20 protein-coding genes and 2 pseudogenes are annotated in these 18139 nt (G+C 60.2%); 18 read left to right on the forward strand and 4 right to left on the reverse strand.

Features of this window, described 5'->3' with window-relative positions:
* Positions 1-27: 27 nt before the first annotated feature.
* From PQT43_RS23070 to PQT43_RS23140, 15 genes and pseudogenes are all read left to right on the forward strand, one after another.
* Positions 28-219: a hypothetical protein gene (locus PQT43_RS23070; RefSeq protein WP_102863892.1), complete on the forward strand. Its 192-nt coding sequence runs from the start codon at positions 28-30 to the stop codon at positions 217-219.
* Positions 220-476: 257 nt separating this feature from the next.
* Positions 477-1226 (forward strand): electron transfer flavoprotein subunit beta/FixA family protein, encoded by a 750-nt coding sequence (locus PQT43_RS23075; protein WP_015634720.1) that lies wholly within the window; start codon positions 477-479, stop codon positions 1224-1226.
* Positions 1227-1228: 2 nt separating this feature from the next.
* On the forward strand, positions 1229-2158 hold the full coding sequence (locus PQT43_RS23080; protein ID WP_025128724.1) for an electron transfer flavoprotein subunit alpha/FixB family protein: 930 nt from the start codon (positions 1229-1231) through the stop codon (positions 2156-2158).
* 80 nt (positions 2159-2238) lie between these two features.
* Positions 2239-3063 carry a substrate-binding periplasmic protein gene (locus PQT43_RS23085; RefSeq protein ID WP_272754706.1) on the forward strand — a complete coding sequence of 275 codons (825 nt, stop codon included), beginning with the start codon at positions 2239-2241 and terminating at the stop codon, positions 3061-3063.
* A gap of 9 nt (positions 3064-3072) precedes the next feature.
* Positions 3073-3429, forward strand: coding sequence for a DUF4398 domain-containing protein (locus PQT43_RS23090; protein ID WP_102863889.1), 357 nt, complete (start codon positions 3073-3075; stop codon positions 3427-3429).
* A complete protein-coding gene (locus PQT43_RS23095; RefSeq protein WP_102863888.1) occupies positions 3426-4238 on the forward strand; it encodes an OmpA family protein in 813 nt (270 codons plus the stop codon). The genes PQT43_RS23090 and PQT43_RS23095 overlap by 4 nt, the downstream gene beginning before the upstream one ends.
* Before the next feature lie 205 nt (positions 4239-4443).
* On the forward strand, positions 4444-5883 hold the full coding sequence (locus tag PQT43_RS23100; protein ID WP_110652120.1) for an aminotransferase-like domain-containing protein: 1440 nt from the start codon (positions 4444-4446) through the stop codon (positions 5881-5883).
* Between the two features lie 76 nt (positions 5884-5959).
* Positions 5960-6463, forward strand: a complete 504-nt coding sequence (locus PQT43_RS23105; RefSeq protein ID WP_123392209.1) for a translation initiation factor 2 — start codon at positions 5960-5962, stop codon at positions 6461-6463.
* A 169-nt stretch (positions 6464-6632) separates the two neighbouring features.
* Positions 6633-6887 carry a YkgJ family cysteine cluster protein gene (locus PQT43_RS23110; protein ID WP_102863885.1) on the forward strand — a complete coding sequence of 85 codons (255 nt, stop codon included), beginning with the start codon at positions 6633-6635 and terminating at the stop codon, positions 6885-6887.
* A gap of 38 nt (positions 6888-6925) precedes the next feature.
* On the forward strand, positions 6926-7534 hold the full coding sequence (locus PQT43_RS23115) for an START domain-containing protein (protein ID WP_102863884.1): 609 nt from the start codon (positions 6926-6928) through the stop codon (positions 7532-7534).
* 145 nt (positions 7535-7679) lie between these two features.
* A complete protein-coding gene (locus PQT43_RS23120) occupies positions 7680-7913 on the forward strand; it encodes a hypothetical protein (protein ID WP_102878949.1) in 234 nt (77 codons plus the stop codon).
* A gap of 214 nt (positions 7914-8127) precedes the next feature.
* Positions 8128-8469 (forward strand): ribonuclease E inhibitor RraB, encoded by a 342-nt coding sequence (locus tag PQT43_RS23125; RefSeq protein WP_102878950.1) that lies wholly within the window; start codon positions 8128-8130, stop codon positions 8467-8469.
* A gap of 385 nt (positions 8470-8854) precedes the next feature.
* Positions 8855-8962 (forward strand): annotated as a pseudogene (locus PQT43_RS23130) (hypothetical protein); the annotation flags it as partial.
* A gap of 11 nt (positions 8963-8973) precedes the next feature.
* On the forward strand, positions 8974-9924 hold the full coding sequence (locus tag PQT43_RS23135; protein WP_267269624.1) for an alpha-E domain-containing protein: 951 nt from the start codon (positions 8974-8976) through the stop codon (positions 9922-9924).
* Positions 9921-10203 (forward strand): annotated as a pseudogene (locus PQT43_RS23140) (transglutaminase N-terminal domain-containing protein); the annotation flags it as partial. The gene PQT43_RS23135 and the pseudogene PQT43_RS23140, both read left to right, overlap by 4 nt.
* Before the next feature lie 82 nt (positions 10204-10285).
* Here the strand turns inward: PQT43_RS23140 and PQT43_RS23145 are convergent.
* Positions 10286-11092: a c-type cytochrome gene (locus tag PQT43_RS23145; protein ID WP_267269625.1), complete on the reverse strand. Its 807-nt coding sequence runs from the start codon at positions 11090-11092 to the stop codon at positions 10286-10288.
* Positions 11089-11385, reverse strand: a complete 297-nt coding sequence (locus PQT43_RS23150) for a hypothetical protein (RefSeq protein WP_272754711.1) — start codon at positions 11383-11385, stop codon at positions 11089-11091. The genes PQT43_RS23145 and PQT43_RS23150 overlap by 4 nt, the downstream gene beginning before the upstream one ends.
* A gap of 561 nt (positions 11386-11946) precedes the next feature.
* On the opposite strand from PQT43_RS23150, the gene PQT43_RS23155 reads away from it, so the two are divergent.
* The 3 genes from PQT43_RS23155 to PQT43_RS23165 all read left to right on the forward strand — a co-directional run bounded on the left by PQT43_RS23155 (position 11947) and on the right by PQT43_RS23165 (position 16150).
* Complete coding sequence (locus PQT43_RS23155) at positions 11947-13152, forward strand: acetyl-CoA C-acetyltransferase (RefSeq protein ID WP_272754712.1); 1206 nt, start codon at positions 11947-11949, stop codon at positions 13150-13152.
* Between the two features lie 25 nt (positions 13153-13177).
* Complete coding sequence (locus PQT43_RS23160; RefSeq protein WP_253084488.1) at positions 13178-15322, forward strand: 3-hydroxyacyl-CoA dehydrogenase NAD-binding domain-containing protein; 2145 nt, start codon at positions 13178-13180, stop codon at positions 15320-15322.
* Positions 15323-15427: 105 nt separating this feature from the next.
* Positions 15428-16150, forward strand: coding sequence for an amidotransferase (locus PQT43_RS23165; protein WP_267269627.1), 723 nt, complete (start codon positions 15428-15430; stop codon positions 16148-16150).
* A 41-nt stretch (positions 16151-16191) separates the two neighbouring features.
* On the opposite strand, the gene PQT43_RS23170 is transcribed toward PQT43_RS23165, so the two are convergent.
* Both PQT43_RS23170 and PQT43_RS23175 read right to left on the reverse strand, forming a co-directional pair.
* Complete coding sequence (locus tag PQT43_RS23170; RefSeq protein ID WP_102878954.1) at positions 16192-17163, reverse strand: magnesium and cobalt transport protein CorA; 972 nt, start codon at positions 17161-17163, stop codon at positions 16192-16194.
* Positions 17164-17321: 158 nt separating this feature from the next.
* Complete coding sequence (locus PQT43_RS23175) at positions 17322-18044, reverse strand: lysophospholipid acyltransferase family protein (RefSeq protein WP_110652116.1); 723 nt, start codon at positions 18042-18044, stop codon at positions 17322-17324.
* Between the last annotated feature and the right edge of the window lie 95 nt (positions 18045-18139).

Raw genomic sequence — 18139 nt, forward strand, 5'->3', positions numbered from 1 at the left:
CATTACAAATGGGGGGAGAAGGGGAGGATGGCCGACCTTTCTCTCTGGGCGGCGCATTATATCTACACCACTCTCAGCGTCCAATACAAACGTTTGTTTGAATTTGCCGCAGCCCAGATAAATCAAAGAAGCGCGGCTTATAAACGGCTATTTTGCCGTATTGACCGGAAAAGGCGTTCCGGTCAAGATACGGTCGGTTTTGCGCTCGCCGTAGGCTGACTGTTGGTTTCAAGAGCACCTCTAAAGACAGGGCAAAGGCAATAAAGGTGACGCACCGCGCAGCTTGAAAGTGCGCAGTTTACACGCCGCGATAATGAATGACTCGTCGGTCACCACTGACGAACGGTCATCACCCCGTGAGCAAGGTCAACCTGATATGCGCCAGCGTTTTTGGAGGTGCCCTTGTGCCGATGAGCATCAACCGCCAGGTTCTCGCCTAGGCGACTTTCTTTTCACCGGAGAGTAACGAGGAATCCATGAAGGTTCTTGTAGCTGTCAAACGAGTGGTCGACTATAACGTCAAGGTTCGCGTCAAAGCGGACAACTCCGGCGTCGACCTCGCCAACGTCAAGATGTCGATGAACCCTTTCTGCGAAATCGCAGTGGAAGAAGCCGTACGCCTGAAAGAGAAAGGTGTAGCGACTGAAATCGTCGTCGTCTCCATCGGTCCTGCTACTGCTCAAGAGCAACTGCGTACCGCCCTGGCACTGGGTGCCGATCGCGCAATCCTCGTCGAGTCCGCTGAAGAGTTGAACTCCCTGGCTGTGGCCAAGCTGCTCAAGGCTGTGGTCGACAAGGAACAGCCACAGCTGGTGATCCTGGGCAAACAGGCCATCGATAGCGACAACAACCAGACCGGCCAGATGCTGGCGGCCCTGAGCGGTTACGCTCAAGGCACCTTCGCCTCCAAGGTCGAAGTGTCCGGCGACAAGGTCAACGTCACTCGCGAAATCGACGGCGGCCTGCAGACCGTTGCGCTGAACCTGCCAGCCATCGTCACCACCGACCTGCGTCTGAACGAGCCGCGCTATGCGTCTCTGCCAAACATCATGAAAGCCAAGAAGAAGCCGCTTGAAACGCTGACTCCTGATGCTTTGGGCGTTTCCACCGCCTCCACCAACAAGACCCTGAAAGTCGAAGCGCCGGCTGCACGCAGCGCAGGTATCAAGGTCAAGTCGGTGGCTGAACTGGTCGAGAAACTGAAAAACGAAGCGAAGGTAATCTGATCATGACTATCTTGGTAATCGCCGAACACGATAACAAGGCGCTGGCTCCGGCCACCCTGAACACCGTTGCCGCCGCCGCCAAAATCGGTGGTGACGTCCATGTACTGGTCGCCGGCCAGGGCGTTGGCGCTGTGGCTGAAGCCGCTGCAAAAATCGCTGGCGTGGCCAAAGTGCTGGTGGCAGACAATGCCGCCTACGCTCACCAACTGCCGGAAAACGTTGCGCCGCTGGTGGCCGAGCTGGGTGCTGGCTACAGCCACATCCTGGCTGCCGCTACCTCCAACGGTAAGAACATCCTGCCGCGGGTTGCCGCTCAGCTGGATGTTGACCAGATCTCCGAGATCATCTCGGTAGAAAGCGCTGACACCTTCAAGCGCCCGATCTATGCCGGTAACGCCATCGCTACCGTGCAGTCCTCGGCTGCCGTGAAGGTCATCACCGTGCGGGCTACCGGCTTCGACGCCGTTGCTGCTGAAGGTGGTTCGGCTGCGGTTGAAGCCGTTGGCGCCGCTCACGATGCCGGCAAGTCGAGCTTCGTTGGCGAAGAGCTGGCCAAGTCCGATCGTCCTGAACTGACCGCTGCCAAGATCGTCGTTTCCGGCGGCCGTGGCATGCAGAACGGTGACAACTTCAAGCACCTGTACGCCCTGGCCGACAAGCTTGGCGCAGCGGTCGGCGCCTCCCGCGCAGCCGTGGACGCAGGCTTCGTGCCCAACGACATGCAGGTCGGCCAGACCGGCAAGATCGTCGCGCCACAGCTGTACATCGCCGTCGGTATCTCCGGCGCGATCCAGCACCTGGCAGGCATGAAGGATTCCAAGGTGATCGTTGCGATCAACAAGGACGAAGAAGCTCCGATCTTCCAGGTGGCCGACTACGGTCTGGTGGCGGACTTGTTCGAAGCCGTACCTGAGTTGGAGAAGCTGGTCTAATCCGGCGGCTTCACTTATAAAGAGCCCGGCCCTTTGGCCGGGCTTTTTTTTGTCTGTTTTTTGTTGGGGAGAATTTCGCCATGGATCTGCGCCGCATGAGTGGCTGGTCAGCGCTGTTGGGTCTGGCGTTGTTGCCATCGCTGTCGATGGCTGCGGGCAAGTGCGAACGCCTGGTGGTCACCGGCAGCCCGGACGCACCGCCCTACCTGTGGCGCGATCCGCAGAACCCCAAGCACCTGATAGGGGCCAGCGCCGATCTGTTACAGCAAGTGGCGGGAGAGTTGGGACTCAAGATCGAGTTGCTGTACGCCGGCAAACGTTCCGAGGCCCTGGATGAAGTGCGCAGTGGGCGCATGGATCTGCTAGCCGACGCGCCCCTGACCTTGAACGAACTGGAGTCCCTGGACTACATCCACCCGGCCCTGGTGCAGAACGACTACCTGGTGTGGACCCGCAAGGACTCCACCCTGAGTTATGCCCAGCCGTTGGATCTTGTCGGTCATCCCGGCGCGGTATCGGAAAAGGCCAGGCTGACCCAGCCCTTTCAGGCCATGGCCAAGGAGCATCTGCAACTCAAGCGTTTGCCGAATCTGACCCAAGTCTTCCAGACCTTGCTCCTGGGGGAAGTGGACTATGTTCTGGCGCCGCGTTACGCGGGCATGGCCATGGCCCAGTCCTTGGGGATGGCGGCGGATCTGGTGTCCTTTCCCCAGCCTGTCGACAAACCGGGGCTGTTCCTGGCCTTGTCCCACAACTCCGCCTGCAATGATCCATGGTTGCGCGGACAGTTGGCAAAAAAGATGACAGAATTGCCCGCGTCCGGTCTGACGGAGGCCTTGCTGCAGCGCAATCTGGAGCGCTGGAAGGCCCAGTTGCAGCAACCCGTCAGCAGCCCAAAACCGTAGGAATCACGTGTGACTATTCGACCTCTTTTCGCTGCCCTGGCCCTGTTGGCCTTGGCGGGTTGTGCAACCGATCCGGCGCCCAACGAGCAGATGCGCCTTACTGCCCAGGCCCTGGAACAAGCCAAGGCCGTGGGGGCTTCGGCCGAGGACATGCCTGAGTTGAAACTGGCCGAAGACAAGTTCGCCCGTGCCCAGGGCAATATGCAGGATGAGTCGTACAAGAAGGCGCGGATGCGCGCCGAGCAGGCCGAGCTGGATGCGCGTCTGGCAGAAGCCAAGGTCCTGACTCAGAAAAGCCAGGAGCAGGTGAATGTGCTCAATACCCGCATTACGCGCCTGCGCAAGCAGTTGGGAGACGCCCAATGAGCCTCTCTATCCGTATCTTCGGCGGCGCTGTGCTGTTGGCCTGCGCCGGTCTCTATGGCTGCGCCGGCCAGCACAGTGAGGAAGCCTTGCAGCAAGCCGGCAACGACTTCCAGAAGGTCAAGGAAGACTCCAATGTGCTGCGTATCGCGCCCAAGGACGTGATACGTGCGGGTGAGTCCCTGGCTCGCGCCGATCGTCTGTCGACCTACTGGGGCAGCGGCGGCGACGTGGAGCACTATGCCTACCTGAGCCGTCGTTACAGCGAAATCGCCCGTGAGCACACCGAACAGGCGCTGAATCAGGAGCGTGCGGCCAAGCTCGAGCTGGAGCGTCAACGTCTGCAACTGGCCCTGCGTGAGGCCAAGTTGCTGAGCGTGCAGCAGCAGGGCAAATGGCTCGAAGAGCAGATCATCAGCCTGGCCACCACCCAGACCGATCGTGGTCTGGTGATGACGCTGGGAGACGTGCTGTTCGACACCGGTGAAGCTGAGTTGAAGAGTTCGGCGAACCGCACGGTGCTCAAGGTGGTGCAGTTCCTCCAGCTGAACCCTAAGCGCGTGGTACGCATCGAGGGCTACACCGATAACACCGGGGAGCGTCAGAGCAACCTGCAGCTGTCTCGCGATCGTGCCCAGGCGGTGGCCGATGTGCTGGTGGACCTGGGAATCGACGAAAAGCGTGTCCATGTCCAGGGCTATGGTGACGAGTACCCAGTGGAAGCCAATGCCTCCGAGCGGGGCCGGGCGCAGAACCGTCGGGTGGAAATCGTCTTCTCCGACGACAAGGGCCAGCTCGGCGCTGCTCGCTGAAACACTGATCCCTTTGCCCCTGAAAAGCCCGACGCCTCGCAAGCGTTGGGTTTTTTTATGTCTGAGGGTGTCGCAAAAACCCGACAGTTCTACTTTTCACTGGCCTGTGTCCTCGACTATTGTAGAAACTGTCCCAGTACACTTCTAAACTGTGCCGGTATTGTTTCACACAAGAATAAAACGCCGTGAAATCGAGTGCTGCGCCATGACCAATCTCTTGCTCTATCAACGTATCGCTCAGCAACTGGCTGAGGATATTCGCCGTGGTGTCTACCAGCCGGGGGAGCGCGTACCGTCGGTGCGCAAGATGAGCTCGCAGCTCAATGTCAGCCACGCCACGGTGCTCCAGGCCTACGCCAATCTGGAAGATCAGGGACTGATCCGCGCGCGTCCCCAATCGGGTTACTACGTGCACCAGACCCCGGCTCTGACCGCGCCGACCCCGGATATTGCCCGGGTCGAACGTCCAGGACTGGTCACGCGCAGCAGCATTATTCAGCAGGTGCTGGTGGAGTCCCGTCGCGAGGGCGTGTTTCCCCTGGGTGCGGCAGTGCCCAGCGTTGACTATTTGCCGGTGCGTGCGCTGCACCAGCAATTGGCCAAGGTCACGCGTTTTCACAGTCCGCGGGCGTTCAGCTATATGTTCAGCCCGGGATTCGAGCCCTTGCGGCGTCAGGTGGCGATTCGCATGCGCGATGCCGGAGTCGTGGTCGACCCTTCGGAAGTGGTGATTACCCACGGATGCGTCGATGCTTTGCAGATGTCCCTACGGGTCCTGACCCGGCCGGGTGATCTGATCGCCGCGGAATCGCCGACCTATTACGGGCTGCTGCAACTGGCGGACCTGCTGGGGCTCAAGGTCATCGAGATTCCCAGCGACCCCTCTACGGGCATGAGCCTTGAGGCCCTGCAGCTGGCGGCCAACCAATGGTCGATCAAGGCCCTGGTACTGACTACGCGCCTGAGCAACCCCCTGGGCGGAACCATGCCGGAGGAGCGGCAGAAGCAACTGCTGCGCCTGGCTTCGGACTTCGATATCCAGGTGGTCGAGGACGATATCTACGGCGAGTTGATGTTCGAAGTGGGGCGCACCAAGGCCCTCAAGGCCTATGACCGCCTGGACCGGGTGATCTACTGCTCAAGCTTCTCCAAGACCCTATCGCCGGGAGTGCGTATCGGCTGGATGATTGCTGGCAAGTATCAGCAGGAGATCCAGCGCCTGCAGACCTTCAGTACCCATTCCGCATGCAGCGTGACGCAGATGGGTGTTGCGGCGTATCTGGAGAACGGTGGTTATGACCGTCATCTGCGCTACATCCGCCAGGAATACCGCAAGAACCTCAGCGCCTTTCAACTGGCGGTGCAGCAGCATTTTCCGGAAGGTACGCAGATTACCCGGCCCAACGGCGGGTTCATTCTCTGGGTCAGCCTGCCGGGACGGGTCAACACCCAGGAACTGCACGTGCGGGCTTTGCAGCAGGGCATCAGCATCGCTCCGGGGTTGATCTTCAGTAACACCGAACAGTTCAACCACTGCGTGCGCCTGAATTGCGGGACACCTTGGAACCGCGAGGCCGAGCGAGCCTTGATGACCCTGGGCATGCTCGCCAGTCAGTTATGCCAAGAAGCGGCCGGCGGATTCTAGACAGTGCGGTCCCATGCTTGTCATGGGGCTTGCAACAAGCGAGCATAGGGCACCTTTTGTCGATCTACCTGCCTTTATGAAAGCCTTTTTTCCTGTCATCTGGTTGAGTGCCTGCCTCTTGGGAGTCGTTGCGGCGCCTGTCCAGGCGGCCTCGACCCCGGATAAACCGGCTGCCAGCGTTACTCATTCAAGCAAGGCCTCCAGCACCAAGCAGGCTCCAGCGAGCAAGACCAAACCGTCCGCCAATGCCAGCAAAGCCCAGCCCAAGAAAAAGGCCAAGCCTGCGCCCAAGAAGGCCAAGTCCAAGTGGGCCTATCAAGATATCAACACACCTCTGGCCAGTCCCAAGCTCGACTTGAGCCTGCCACCGGAAATGGTCAAGCACTTGCAGCCTGTGGGAGCGCTGCCGCTGCCCAAGCGCGAGCCTCTGCTGCCGCAGATGTTTGGCGAGAAGCCCAAGGACAGCAGTCCGTTCCAGCTCAACGGTCGATTGCTCAGCAACGAAATGCAGTTGCAGTTACGCAACGAGGAGCGTCGGGATATCGAGGGCGCTGCCCTGGATTTCGAGTTCAAGCAGTAAATTCATCAACCTCTCTGTGACCGAGTTGACCGGCACTTTGTCGGAGACTGATCAGTCACGCACGGTTGTGCGTCAAATCCGTTCTTTGAGTAATTTTAAACGGCTGTTTTAGCGGTTACTCTTGTCCGGCCTCATTCAACACTATGCTTGTCGCGAGGAGCTTTTCGTCATGAACTGCCGTGAAGGTTGTGGCGCTTGCTGCATTGCCCCTTCTATCAGTACGCCGATTCCTGGAATGCCCAATGGCAAGCCGGCGGGAGAACGTTGCCTGCACCTTTCTGTCGAACACCTGTGCGGTCTTTTCGGCAGGCCGGAGCGGCCAGCGGTTTGTGGGGCATTTCAGGCGGATCCTGAGGTGTGTGGCGAAAGCCGAGAAGACGCCATCCGTTTGCTCGGTTGGTGGGAGCAAGTGACGGCTGCTTAGTTTTAATGAACGGAACTTCAACAATAAGGAATAAGACAATGGGTTCGCTGCATCGAATTGCTGTGCTCTGTGGTTTAACCGTGCTGCTGTCGGCAACGGCCCACGCCGAAGACTGGCAAACGGCCAAGGATGAAGACGGCATCAAGATTTCCTTGAGTGAAGTGGCCGGTTCCAAATACAAGGCCTATCGCGGCGTCACCACCATGAAGACCTCCATCGCCAAGCTTCGCGCGCTGCAGGAAGACGTGGCCGGTGCCTGCTCCTGGATTCATGAGTGCAAGAGCCAGAAGCTGCTCAAGCATGAGGGCGATCAAAGCTGGACCTACACTCAGTTCAATACCCCCTGGCCAGTGACTGCCCGTGACTCGGTGCTGCACATTACCTCCAGCGAGGCCGCCGATGGCAGCCTGACCCGTAAACTGGAAGGCGTGCCCACCTACATTCCCGAAGAGAAAGGCTTCGTGCGTGTGTCCCAGGTTGAGGGTTACTGGAAGTTTGTGCCCAAAGGGGCCGATCAGGTGGAAGTGACCTACCAGGTGCATACCGAGCCGGGTGGCAGCGTGCCGTCCTGGCTGGCCAACAAGTTCGTGGTGGACGCGCCCTTCAACACTTTGAAGGCGCTCAAGGCCCGTGCCGAAAAGCCGTAGTCGGCTGATTGTCCACGGGATTCATCAAGGCCGCCTCCGGGCGGTCTTTTTATTGGTTTGTCCCCGCCAGCACTGTGGAACGTTTGCCTCGCACTCAAGGTCGAGATGCTGTAGGTCCACTCATGGGGCTATCAAGGAGGCGTTGATGCAAAAGTGGCAAGTCACTTTCGTGGATGATCATGGCGTCCAGTCCGTCGAGCAGTTCGATTGCGAGCAGCAACCGACGTTGGAACGCGCCGCACAATTGGTCCGGGCCAGGTTGCTGCCAGTGAGTGCCGAACTGGATCTCAATGATCTGGATGGGCGCACCGACTCCCCCACCCTCAAGAGCTTGAAAGAGCAGAACAGCATTCAGATTCTCAGCATTACGCCGATGTAATGAGAGCAGAGAGGGCTCCGACAGCAATTTCTGGCGTCGTCCAGGTGTTGGCGCTAATCTGCAAACGAGATCAGCGAATTCTTCGCTAAGCTCTGATCTTGTCAGCTCCATGCTTGTTTCCTGACGACCCGCCCCGGGTCGTGATGCCGGTCACTTTTGGCCGGTGGGTCGGGAAGCACGGAAAGTCTATCCATCGGTTTGAGGAGGACGTTTCATGAGCACAGCCTTTCAAGAAGACCTCAGCAGCAGTGTGTTGCGCCGCATGAAAGAAGGCGGTTTTGACTTTTCACGATTCCATCCCATCGAGTTCTACGCCATTTTCCCGGATGAGGAGCGGGCACGCAGGGCGGCAGGACAGTTTCGCGGTGAATCCTTGAATGCCCAGGTCAGCGTGCGTGACGACGGCGCCTGGTATCTGGAGTTGAGCAAGGTGATGTACGCCACCCATGGCGGCATCGGGGATTTTGAACAGGACTTCGAGGCAGTGGTCGAACCCCTGGGCGGCATCATTGAAGGCTGGGGGGTGAAACAGGAGATCCGTGGGCGTCTGGTATAGCTAAGGTTGTGTGCATCGAGACTGACAATTGGCTGGCCTGCGGGTCGGCCAATTGTGTTTTCAGGGGCGGCAAAGGCAAAAAAAAGCCACCCGATAGGGTGGCTAAAAGGGAAGACCGGTCAGGAGAGGGAACCGGTCGGGAGAGCCCGGACCCGGTTGTCATCGGCGTCATCAAGGTTGCAGCAGCAACTTCATCAGGCTTGGTGAAGTGTTTGCTCGATGGGGCGATTATCCCCGTGTGTCCCCCAGCGGTGAAATCAACTCTGACTATGCTGGTGATAGCCAAAACCTGCGCCTGGCCATTACGTACAAGGGAGGGGCAGCGGCTTCGCGCAGCGAGGGTAGGCACGCCAGGTTGCTGCTTGTCCTCGCCGATCGCGAAACCCGTGTGGTGTCCGGTGGTCTTACTCGTGTGGCCCTGCGTGAAGGCTCCCTGGTGGTGAACTCCTCCCAGGTTGGCGGCACCAAGGACACCTGGGTAGTGGAGGATTAAGGACGCCTGCCATGTTGAGTCGAACCGCTTCAGACCTGTACTGGATGTCCCGTTATCTGGAGCGCGCGGAAAACCTCGCGCGGATGCTCGACGTCAGCTATTCGCTGTCGCTGATGCCCCAGGATGGGCACGGTGACGGTCTGCATGAACTGGCCATGCCGCTGTTGATCACCGGCACCCTTGAGGATTACCGGGCTCGCCATGAGACGCTGCATGCCGAGCGGCTGTTGCAGTTCTTTGCCCTGGATGCCGCCAATCCGGCCAGTATCTACAGTTGCCTGGGTTCGGCCCGGGCCTGTGCCCACGCGGTACGCGGGCGGATCACCGCCGATATGTGGGAAAACGTCAACGCCACCTGGCTGGATATTCAACAGATTGCCCGCCAAGGTCTCAGTACCTACGGCATGAACCGCTTTTGCGAATGGATCAAGGAGCGCTCCCACCTGTTTCGCGGAGCCTCCTACGGCACCATCATGCGCAACGATGCTTTCCGGTTTATCCGCCTGGGCACCTTTATCGAACGGGCCGACAATACCCTGCGCCTGCTGGATGCCCGCTACGAGATGACTGGCGACCAGGTTGATGCGGTCGGTGACGCTACCGCCCGTGCGTATTACCAATGGAGCGCCTTGCTTCGCGCCCTGTCGTCCTTCGAGGCCTATACCGAGATCTACCGCGAAGCTCCCGGAGCCCGGCATGTCGCCCATTTGCTGCTGTTGCATGCCGACGTGCCGCGCTCGTTGCGCGCTTGCACCGAGGAGATCGACCAGATCCTCGCCAGCCTGCCAGGGGACAACGGGCTTCCGGCCCAGCGTCTGGCGGCGCAGATGAATGCGCGTCTGCGCTGCATCGGCATTGATGAAATTCTCGACGAGGGCCTGCATGCCTGGCTGACCGACTTCATTCCCCTGGTGCGCCAGTTGGGCGATGCCATTCACCGTGCCTACCTGGAGGCTGCGTGAGACTCTCCATCAGCCACGCAACCGCCTATCGCTACCAGCACCAGCACCCGGTACGAACCAGCATCCAGTACTTGAGCCTGACGCCCCACGACAGTGAGCGCCAGCAGGTGCTCGCCTGACCGAGGCTGATGAAGCGTTGCGTGAATTTGCCAGTCAGCAATGCGCAAGGCGCTGTGATCGCACCGCTCTGGTCGACCTGATGCAGGGCTTCACCAGCTCATGGCCTACACATTGAGGGCAACGGATGTGGCTACCAGCGCGGCCGAGGCTTTCGCCGGGGCGGTGCCGGCGAACAGATGCATACCAGGATTGTGCAAGCAGCAGTCACTTCTGCAAACGCCGGCTCGCCGGCGAAAGGGACTCAAGGAATCTGCTTGCGCCCCGCCATATGCCGGAGGTACTCCAGCAACAATTCCAGCTCCCCATCCGGCAGGACACTGTTGCTGAACCCAGGCATTTTCGCCTGGGGCCAGCGCCTCAGGCTTTGCGGATCGCGGATATAGCGCTTGAGAAAATCACTGCCGAAATACTCGGTGGGGTTATAGGGAATGTTCAGGTCCGGTCCGAACTGAGAGTCGCCAGCGCCATTGAGTCGGTGGCAGGCCAGGCAGTTCTTCTGGAACAGGGCGAACCCCTGGTTGACTGGATCATCGACCGCCAGCTTCGGGTCCGGGCCCAGGGCCGGGAAACGCTCCGCCACCGGCGCCAGGCGCTGAATGCGCGCAACCTGGAACGGCCATTGCTCTGGGCTGATATGCCCGGCCGCAGGGTTGCTCCACACCAGGTAGAAAGGCCCGGCGCTGGGCTTGTCCGCTGCCAGTGACGGCCAGGGTTTGTCAGGGTCCTCAATGGCCAGCCAAGCCTGGGCGCCCTTGCGATTGAGCAGGGGCGCGGCATTCAACTCTGCGGCAAAGCCGTCCAGAGCCACGGCCTGCAGATGGTCCTCGGCCTTGAGGCCCTTGAGCAGGGCCGCCATGGGCACGGCTCGGTAATGCATCTCGCGCTTGTAGGACACATCGTCCTTGATGCGGATGTCCCGGGCTTCGGGGTGCTTGAGCAGTTCTTCGGTTTGCCAGGTGCGGCTGTCTGAGCCCAGGTCGATCAGCAGTTGCGCAGCGTGTAGCGGACTGCTCGACAACAGAGCAGCGCAAAGGATGAGAGCTTTCAATTGATGTCCATCGGATCGTCGTCAGTGGGTTCGTCGCCGGGGAGTACATCCTCTGGTTGCGACACATGGTCGAACAGGGCAGCCCGGAGTTTTTCATGGTTACCGCCGTTGACGATACCGAAATGGCCGCATTTGACCAGGGTATCTTCGGCTTCCAGGGCATGCTGGCTAGTGTCGCTGTAGCTCACCACCGTGGCGTTGGGGGCCAGCACCACGTTGCGCAACTGTTGGGCCAGGCCCTCGGCACTGATGCCGATAACGTCCTCCAGTTCCTCGGGAAGACTGGCACGCAAAACTGTCCCCCGGTAGGAACCGGGGGGCGATTTTCTATCTCGTTGGTCGAGCAGCCACAGATCAGCCGATCACTTTGGTGAGGTTCGGCAAGATCAGCAGCAGTGTGGTTGCAAAGAGAATGAGCCCCGCCTGGCGTACTTTCGAATGTTTGAACATGGCTGAATGCCTTTTGTTGTTATTCCTGAGCATCTATGCACGCCGGTCGCTGTTTTTTTACGATGAGCCGGCTATGTGTCCTTTTTCTGATCTGTCCCGGCGCAGAATCCGTCTGGGACTTCCTACAGTTTCTACCTTAGGGGCCTTGAATCCTCTGGCTTAGATCCAATTCGTATGAAGTTGTAGCTGCACTTCCTTAAAAAGCTATAAATCCGCCCGAATACCGGGTGGCCGCCCTTTGGCTAGACAGCTCGCGACCCTTCATCGGTGGATCGCTTAGCTGCCTACCGTTCGTCTGAGCGTCACCGTCAAGGCGGCTGAGCGCATCGGTCATTGAATCCGTCGCTGCCGCGCCTAATGTGGGAGCTCGACATTTCCCCCCTGGATAGCGGTTCGAGGACGTCATGACCCAAGCTTTGATATTCGATGCGTTACGCACGCCCCGTGGCAAAGGCAAGGCTGATGGCGCCTTGCACAGTGTGAAACCGGTGAATCTGGTAGCCGGCCTGTTGCGGGCCCTGCAACAACGTTGCGAGCTGGACACCAGCCAGGTGGACGACGTGGTCCTGGGCTGCGTGACCCCTATCGGCGATCAAGGGGCCGATATCGCCAAGACCGCCGTCCAGGCGGCGGACTGGGATGTGAGCGTGGCGGGGGTGCAGATCAATCGCTTCTGCGCCTCGGGGCTGGAGGCGGTCAACCTGGGCGCGATGAAGGTGCTCTCGGGCTTCGAGGAACTGGTGGTGGTCGGTGGCGTCGAGTCCATGTCGCGGGTCCCCATGGGCAGTGATGGCGGCGCCTGGGTACTGGACCCTGAGACCAACATGCACAGTCATTTCACGCCCCAGGGGATAGGTGCCGACCTGATTGCGACCCTGGAAGGTTTCTCCCGCGAGGACGTCGACCGCTTTGCCCTGCAATCCCAGCAGAAGGCTGCCCGTGCGCGCTCCAGCGGTGCCTTCGGCAAGTCCCTGGTGCCGGTTCAGGACCAGAACGGCATCGTGCTGCTGGACCACGACGAATTCATTCGTGCCGATTCGACCCTGGAAGGCCTGGGCAACCTCAAGCCGAGTTTCGAGATGATGGGGCAGATGGGCTTCGACGCCACTGCGCTGCGGGTCTACAGCCATGTGGAACGCATCAACCATCTGCACACCCCGGGCAACAGTTCAGGAATCGTCGACGGTGCGGCGCTGATGCTCATCGGCTCGCAAGCCAAGGGCCGGGAGCTGGGACTCAAGCCCCGGGCGCGGATCGTTGCCACTGCGGTGACCAGCACCGATCCCACCATCATGCTTACCGGCCCGGCACCGGCCACTCGCAAGGCCCTGGCCAAGGCCGGGCTGCGAGTCGAGGACATCGACCTGTTCGAGGTCAACGAAGCCTTTGCCTCGGTGGTGCTCAAGTTCATCAAGGACATGGCCATCGATCCGGCCAAGGTCAACGTCAACGGCGGCTCCATCGCCATGGGCCATCCACTGGGCGCCACCGGTTGCGCAATTCTCGGCACCTTGCTCGACGAGCTGGAAGTCCGGCGCCAGCGCTATGGCCTGGCCACCCTGTGTGTCGGCGGCGGTATGGGTATCGCCACCATCATCGAACGCCTCTGAGCCCCGACTTCAAGGAATTTCCTTCATGACCGATGCCATCCGTTACGAAAAGGGCCAGGATCAGATCGTCGTCCTGACCATCGATATGCCGGGCCAGAGCGCCAATACCATGAACGCGGTGTACCGCGATGCCATGGCCGCTGCAGTGGCCCGGCTGCAGGCCGAACAGGATTCCATTGCCGGGGTGATCATTACCTCGGCGAAAAAAACCTTCTTTGCCGGTGGTGACCTCAATGAGCTGATCAAGGTCGGCAAGCCGCAGGCCAAGGCCTTTTACGACATGGTGCTGACCCTCAAGGGCCAGTTGCGTGCCCTGGAGACCCTGGGCAAGCCCGTGGTCGCCGCGATCAACGGTGCCGCTCTGGGCGGTGGCTGGGAGATCTGTCTGGCCTGCCATCGCCGAATTGCACTGGACGACAAGTCGGTACAGATCGGTCTGCCGGAAGTGACTCTGGGCCTGCTGCCCGGTGGCGGTGGCGTGGTGCGCATGGTGCGCATGCTGGGCCTGGAGAAGGCCTTGCCTTATCTGCTGGAGGGCAAGAAAGTGCGTCCGCAGCAGGCGCTGCAGGCCGGCCTGATCGACGAACTGGCGACAGATCGCGACGACCTGCTGGCCAAGGCCCGGGCCTGGATTCAGGCCAACCCGGCAGCCAGGCAACCTTGGGATGTGCGCGGCCATCAGATTCCCGGAGGTACGCCGGCGAACCCGAAAGTGGCGCAAATGCTGGCCATTGCCCCGTCGATCCTGCGGAACAAGACCCAGGGTTGCTTCCCGGCACCGGAGAAGATCCTCTGCGCCGCCGTTGAAGGTGCCCAGGTGGACTTCGACACCGCGCAACTGATCGAGACCCGCTACTTCACCGAGCTGACCACCGGCCAGGTGGCGAAGAACATGATCGGCACCTTCTGGTTCCAGCTCAACGAGATCAATGCCGGCGGTTCACGTCCTCAAGGCATAGCGCCGCAGACCACGAAAAAACTCGGGGTACTCGGTGCCGGGATGATGGGCGCGGGGATTGCCTACGTCAGTGCCGTCGCAGGCATCGAGGTGGTGCTCAAGGATATAAGCCGCGAAGCGGCGGAGAAGGGCAAGGCCCACGCGGCTGCGCTGCTGGAGAAAAAAGTCGCGCGCGGACACATGAGCAACGAGCAGCGTGAGGCAATCTTGGCGCGGATTCTCACCACGGCTGAAGAGACCGACCTGGCCGGCTGCGACCTGATCATCGAAGCCGTGTTCGAGGATCGAGAACTCAAGGCCAAGGTGTCCAGGGCTGCCCAGCAGGTGGTCGGCGCGGACGCCGTGATTGCCTCCAACACCTCCACCTTGCCCATTACCGGGCTGGCCACCGCAGTACCCAATCCGGACAAGTTCATCGGTCTGCATTTCTTCAGCCCGGTGGAGAAAATGCCTCTGGTGGAAATCATCAAAGGGGCGAAGACCAGCGATGAAACCCTGGCTCGAGGTTTCGACTTTGTCCTGCAGATCAAGAAGACCCCGATTGTGGTCAATGACAGCCGCGGTTTCTTCACCTCCCGGGTGTTCGGTACGTTTACCAACGAAGGCATCGCCATGCTGGGCGAAGGCATCGCGGCACCGATGATCGAAGCCGAGGCGCGCAAGGCCGGGATGCCCGTCGGACCGCTGGCAATCTCCGATGAGGTTTCCCTGAGCCTGATGAGCCATATTCGCCAGCAGACCACCAAGGACTTGCAGGCCGAAGGCCGGCCTGCCATCGAGCATCCGGCATTTGCCGTGATCGATTTGTTGCTCAACGAATACAAGCGAGCGGGCAAGGCTGCCGGAGGCGGCTTCTACGACTACCCGGCCGGCGGCCAGAAGCACCTGTGGCCACAATTGCACACGCGCTTCTACAAGGCCGACGGGCAGATCTCGCCCCAGGATGTGCGCGACCGCCTGCTGTTTATCCAGGCCATCGAAACCGTGCGCTGTGTGGAGGAGGGCGTGTTGCAGTCCACCGCTGACGCCAATATCGGCTCGATCTTTGGTATCGGTTTTGCGGCCTGGAGCGGTGGCGCCCTGCAGTTCATCAATCAGTACGGGGTGCAGGATTTCGTCGCTCGCGCGCAGTACCTGGCGGAGCAGTATGGCGAGCGTTTCACCCCGCCGACGCTGCTCCTGGAAAAGGCCCGCCAGGGCCAGTTGTTCTGACACAAGCGGGCAGTAAATGACCCGCCCCGGGGCTTGCCTTGCCGTGGTATTTCAAGGCAGGCTCTGGGGTGTTCATTATTGCCATCGCCTTGTCAGGAATTTTTTATGTCGCTACGCATCTGCATTCTTGAAACCGACATCCTGCGTCCCGAACTGGTCGATCAATATCAGGGTTACGGGCAGATGTTCCAGCGTCTGTTTTCCCAGCAGCCCATCGCCGCCCAGTTCAGTGTCTACAACGTGGTCCAGGGCGAGTATCCCGGCGATGAGCTGGAGTTCGATGCCTATCTGGTGACGGGCAGCAAGGCCGATTCCTTCGGTACCGATCCCTGGATCGAAACCCTCAGGACCTACCTTTTGGGTCGCTACGAGCGCGGCGACAAGCTGTTGGGCATCTGCTTTGGTCATCAGTTGCTGGCGTTGCTCCTGGGGGGCAAGAGCGAGCGGGCGAGTCAGGGCTGGGGCGTGGGAACCCACAGCTACAAGTTGGCGGCCAAGGCGCCTTGGATGAGCCCGGTGGTGGAGGAACTGACCCTGTTGATCAGCCATCAGGACCAGGTCACCGCGTTGCCGGAAAATGCCACGGTGATTGCCTCCAGTGATTTCTGCCCCTTCGCGGCCTACCACATCAACTACCAGGTGCTGTGCTTCCAGGGGCATCCCGAGTTCATCCACGATTACTCCCGGGCCCTGCTGGATCTGCGCCAGGAGTTTCTCGGCGAGCAGATCTACCAGAAAGGCGTGGCCAGCCTTGAGCACGATCATCACGGCACCACCGTTGCGGAGTGGATGATGCGCTTCGTCGCTCACAAGCCTGAAGCGGCCTGAGTGCGCCTGTGGCCCTGCCGCAAGGGTAGGGCCATCGTCCCTCAGAGCCAGCCTGAGCGCTTGAAGCTGGCCCAGAGACCGACACAGCCGACACTGATGAAGCCCAACACCCCGAAGTAGCCGTAGTGCCAGCTCAGTTCCGGCATGTTCTGGAAGTTCATCCCGTAGATCCCGGCTACCGCTGTTGGAAACGCCAGGATCGCTGCCCAGGCGGCGAACTTGCGTTGCACGATGCTTTGCCGAGAAGCCTCCAGCAGCACGCCGATCTCGATGGTCTGGCTGGCGATGTCGCGCAGGGTCGACAGGTCTTCCATCTGCCGAGTGACATGAATCTGCACATCACGGAAGTACGGGCGCATGTTCTTGTCGATGAACGGAAAGCTGAGCTTCTGCAACTCCTCGCTGATCTCCACCATGGGCGCCACATAACGGCGCAGTCGCAGCACGTCGCGGCGCAGGCCGTGGAGGTTCTGGATATCCCGCTCGTTCAGTGAGTTGCTCAGCACATTGCGTTCCAGCTCGTCGATTTCCCCGTGGATGGCCTCGCTGACCGGCTGGTAGTTCTCGGTGACGAAGTCCAGCAAGGCATAGAGGACGAAGTCTTCGCCGTGCTCGAGCAACAGTGGGCGCGCCTCACAGCGCTGGCGGACATAGCCGTAGGAAGCCGATTGGCCGTTGCGGGCGGTGATGATGTAACCGTTGCCGGCAAAGATGTGGGTTTCGATGAACTCCAGCTTGCCTTCGGTCCGCACGGGGGAGTAGGTGACGATGAACAGTGCGTCGCCGAAGGTTTCCAGCTTGGGCCGACTGTGTTTCTCCAGAGCGTCCTCAATGGCCAGTTCGTGCAGGTTGAACTGGCGCTGCAGATTGGCCAGCTCGTGGGCGTTGGGTTCTTCCAGACCGATCCAGACGAAGTGGCCGGGTTTCGCGGCCCAGGCAGCCCCTTCGTCGAGGCTGATATCAGCGACTTTCTTCCCGCCGCTATAAACGGCGGCAGCAACAACTCTACCCATGGTTGCGGTTCACTTCTTCTTATCAATGGTGGCGATGACAGATCAGCAGCAGCTTAGCCTGCAATGCAGCATCAGAGTCACTGGTGCAGCTTGAGTTCGGCGACAAATAAAAGCCCGCACGAGGCGGGCTTGGTGGCGTCACAGATGGGCCGGCAGCTTCAGGCCGCTTGCAGTTGGCGATCCATGTTGGCAATGCACTCGCGCATCTGCTCGCGGCACTGGGCAATCAGCAAGGGCATGTCGTCCATGGTCAGCCCGGCCGTGGGAATAGCCGGCAGCGAACGGATAAGGATCTTGCCACCGTTCCAGCGGTTCAGGTGCATGTGCTTGATGTAGCTGCTGACGCACACCGGCACGATCGGCACGCCGGCGGCGATGGCCATCTGGAAGGCGCCTTTCTTGAAGGGCAGCAGTTCTTCGCCGAAGTTGCGCGTGCCCTCCGGGAAGACCCAGATCGAGGTGTTCTTGTGCTGCAGGGTGTGGGTGGTGGTGAGCATCGAGCGTCGGGCCTTAAGCGGGTTGCCGCGATCGATCAGAACATTGCCCGCCAACCAGAACAGTTGGCCGAACAAAGGCACCCATTTCAGGCTCTTCTTGCCGATGCACACGGTGCGCCGTGGTACCACGTTGCCGAACACGAACAGGTCGTAGTTGGACTGGTGGTTAGCGATGATCACGCAGCTCTCGGGTTTGTCCATCAGTGGCCCGACTTCGGCTTTGACCCGCAGGCGCAGAATGCACATGGCCGGCCAGGCGTAGAGGCGGGCGCACAGGCGGCTGTTGTCGGGGTTGAACGGGCGGCACAGCCCCAGCAGCAGGCCCAGGCTGCCGGCCAGGATAAAGTGCAGGCCCATCAACGACATACGAAACAGATACAGCATCTAAACGGCTCACCGGGGACAAAAGGTGGCGCAGTGTACGGATGTGCACTGTTTTCGGCAATTACCGTTCTCAGCCGGGAGATGGGCGATGTTTA

It is taken from the genome of Pseudomonas sp. BLCC-B112, from assembly GCF_028550695.1.
Classification (GTDB): domain Bacteria; phylum Pseudomonadota; class Gammaproteobacteria; order Pseudomonadales; family Pseudomonadaceae; genus Aquipseudomonas; species Aquipseudomonas danubii.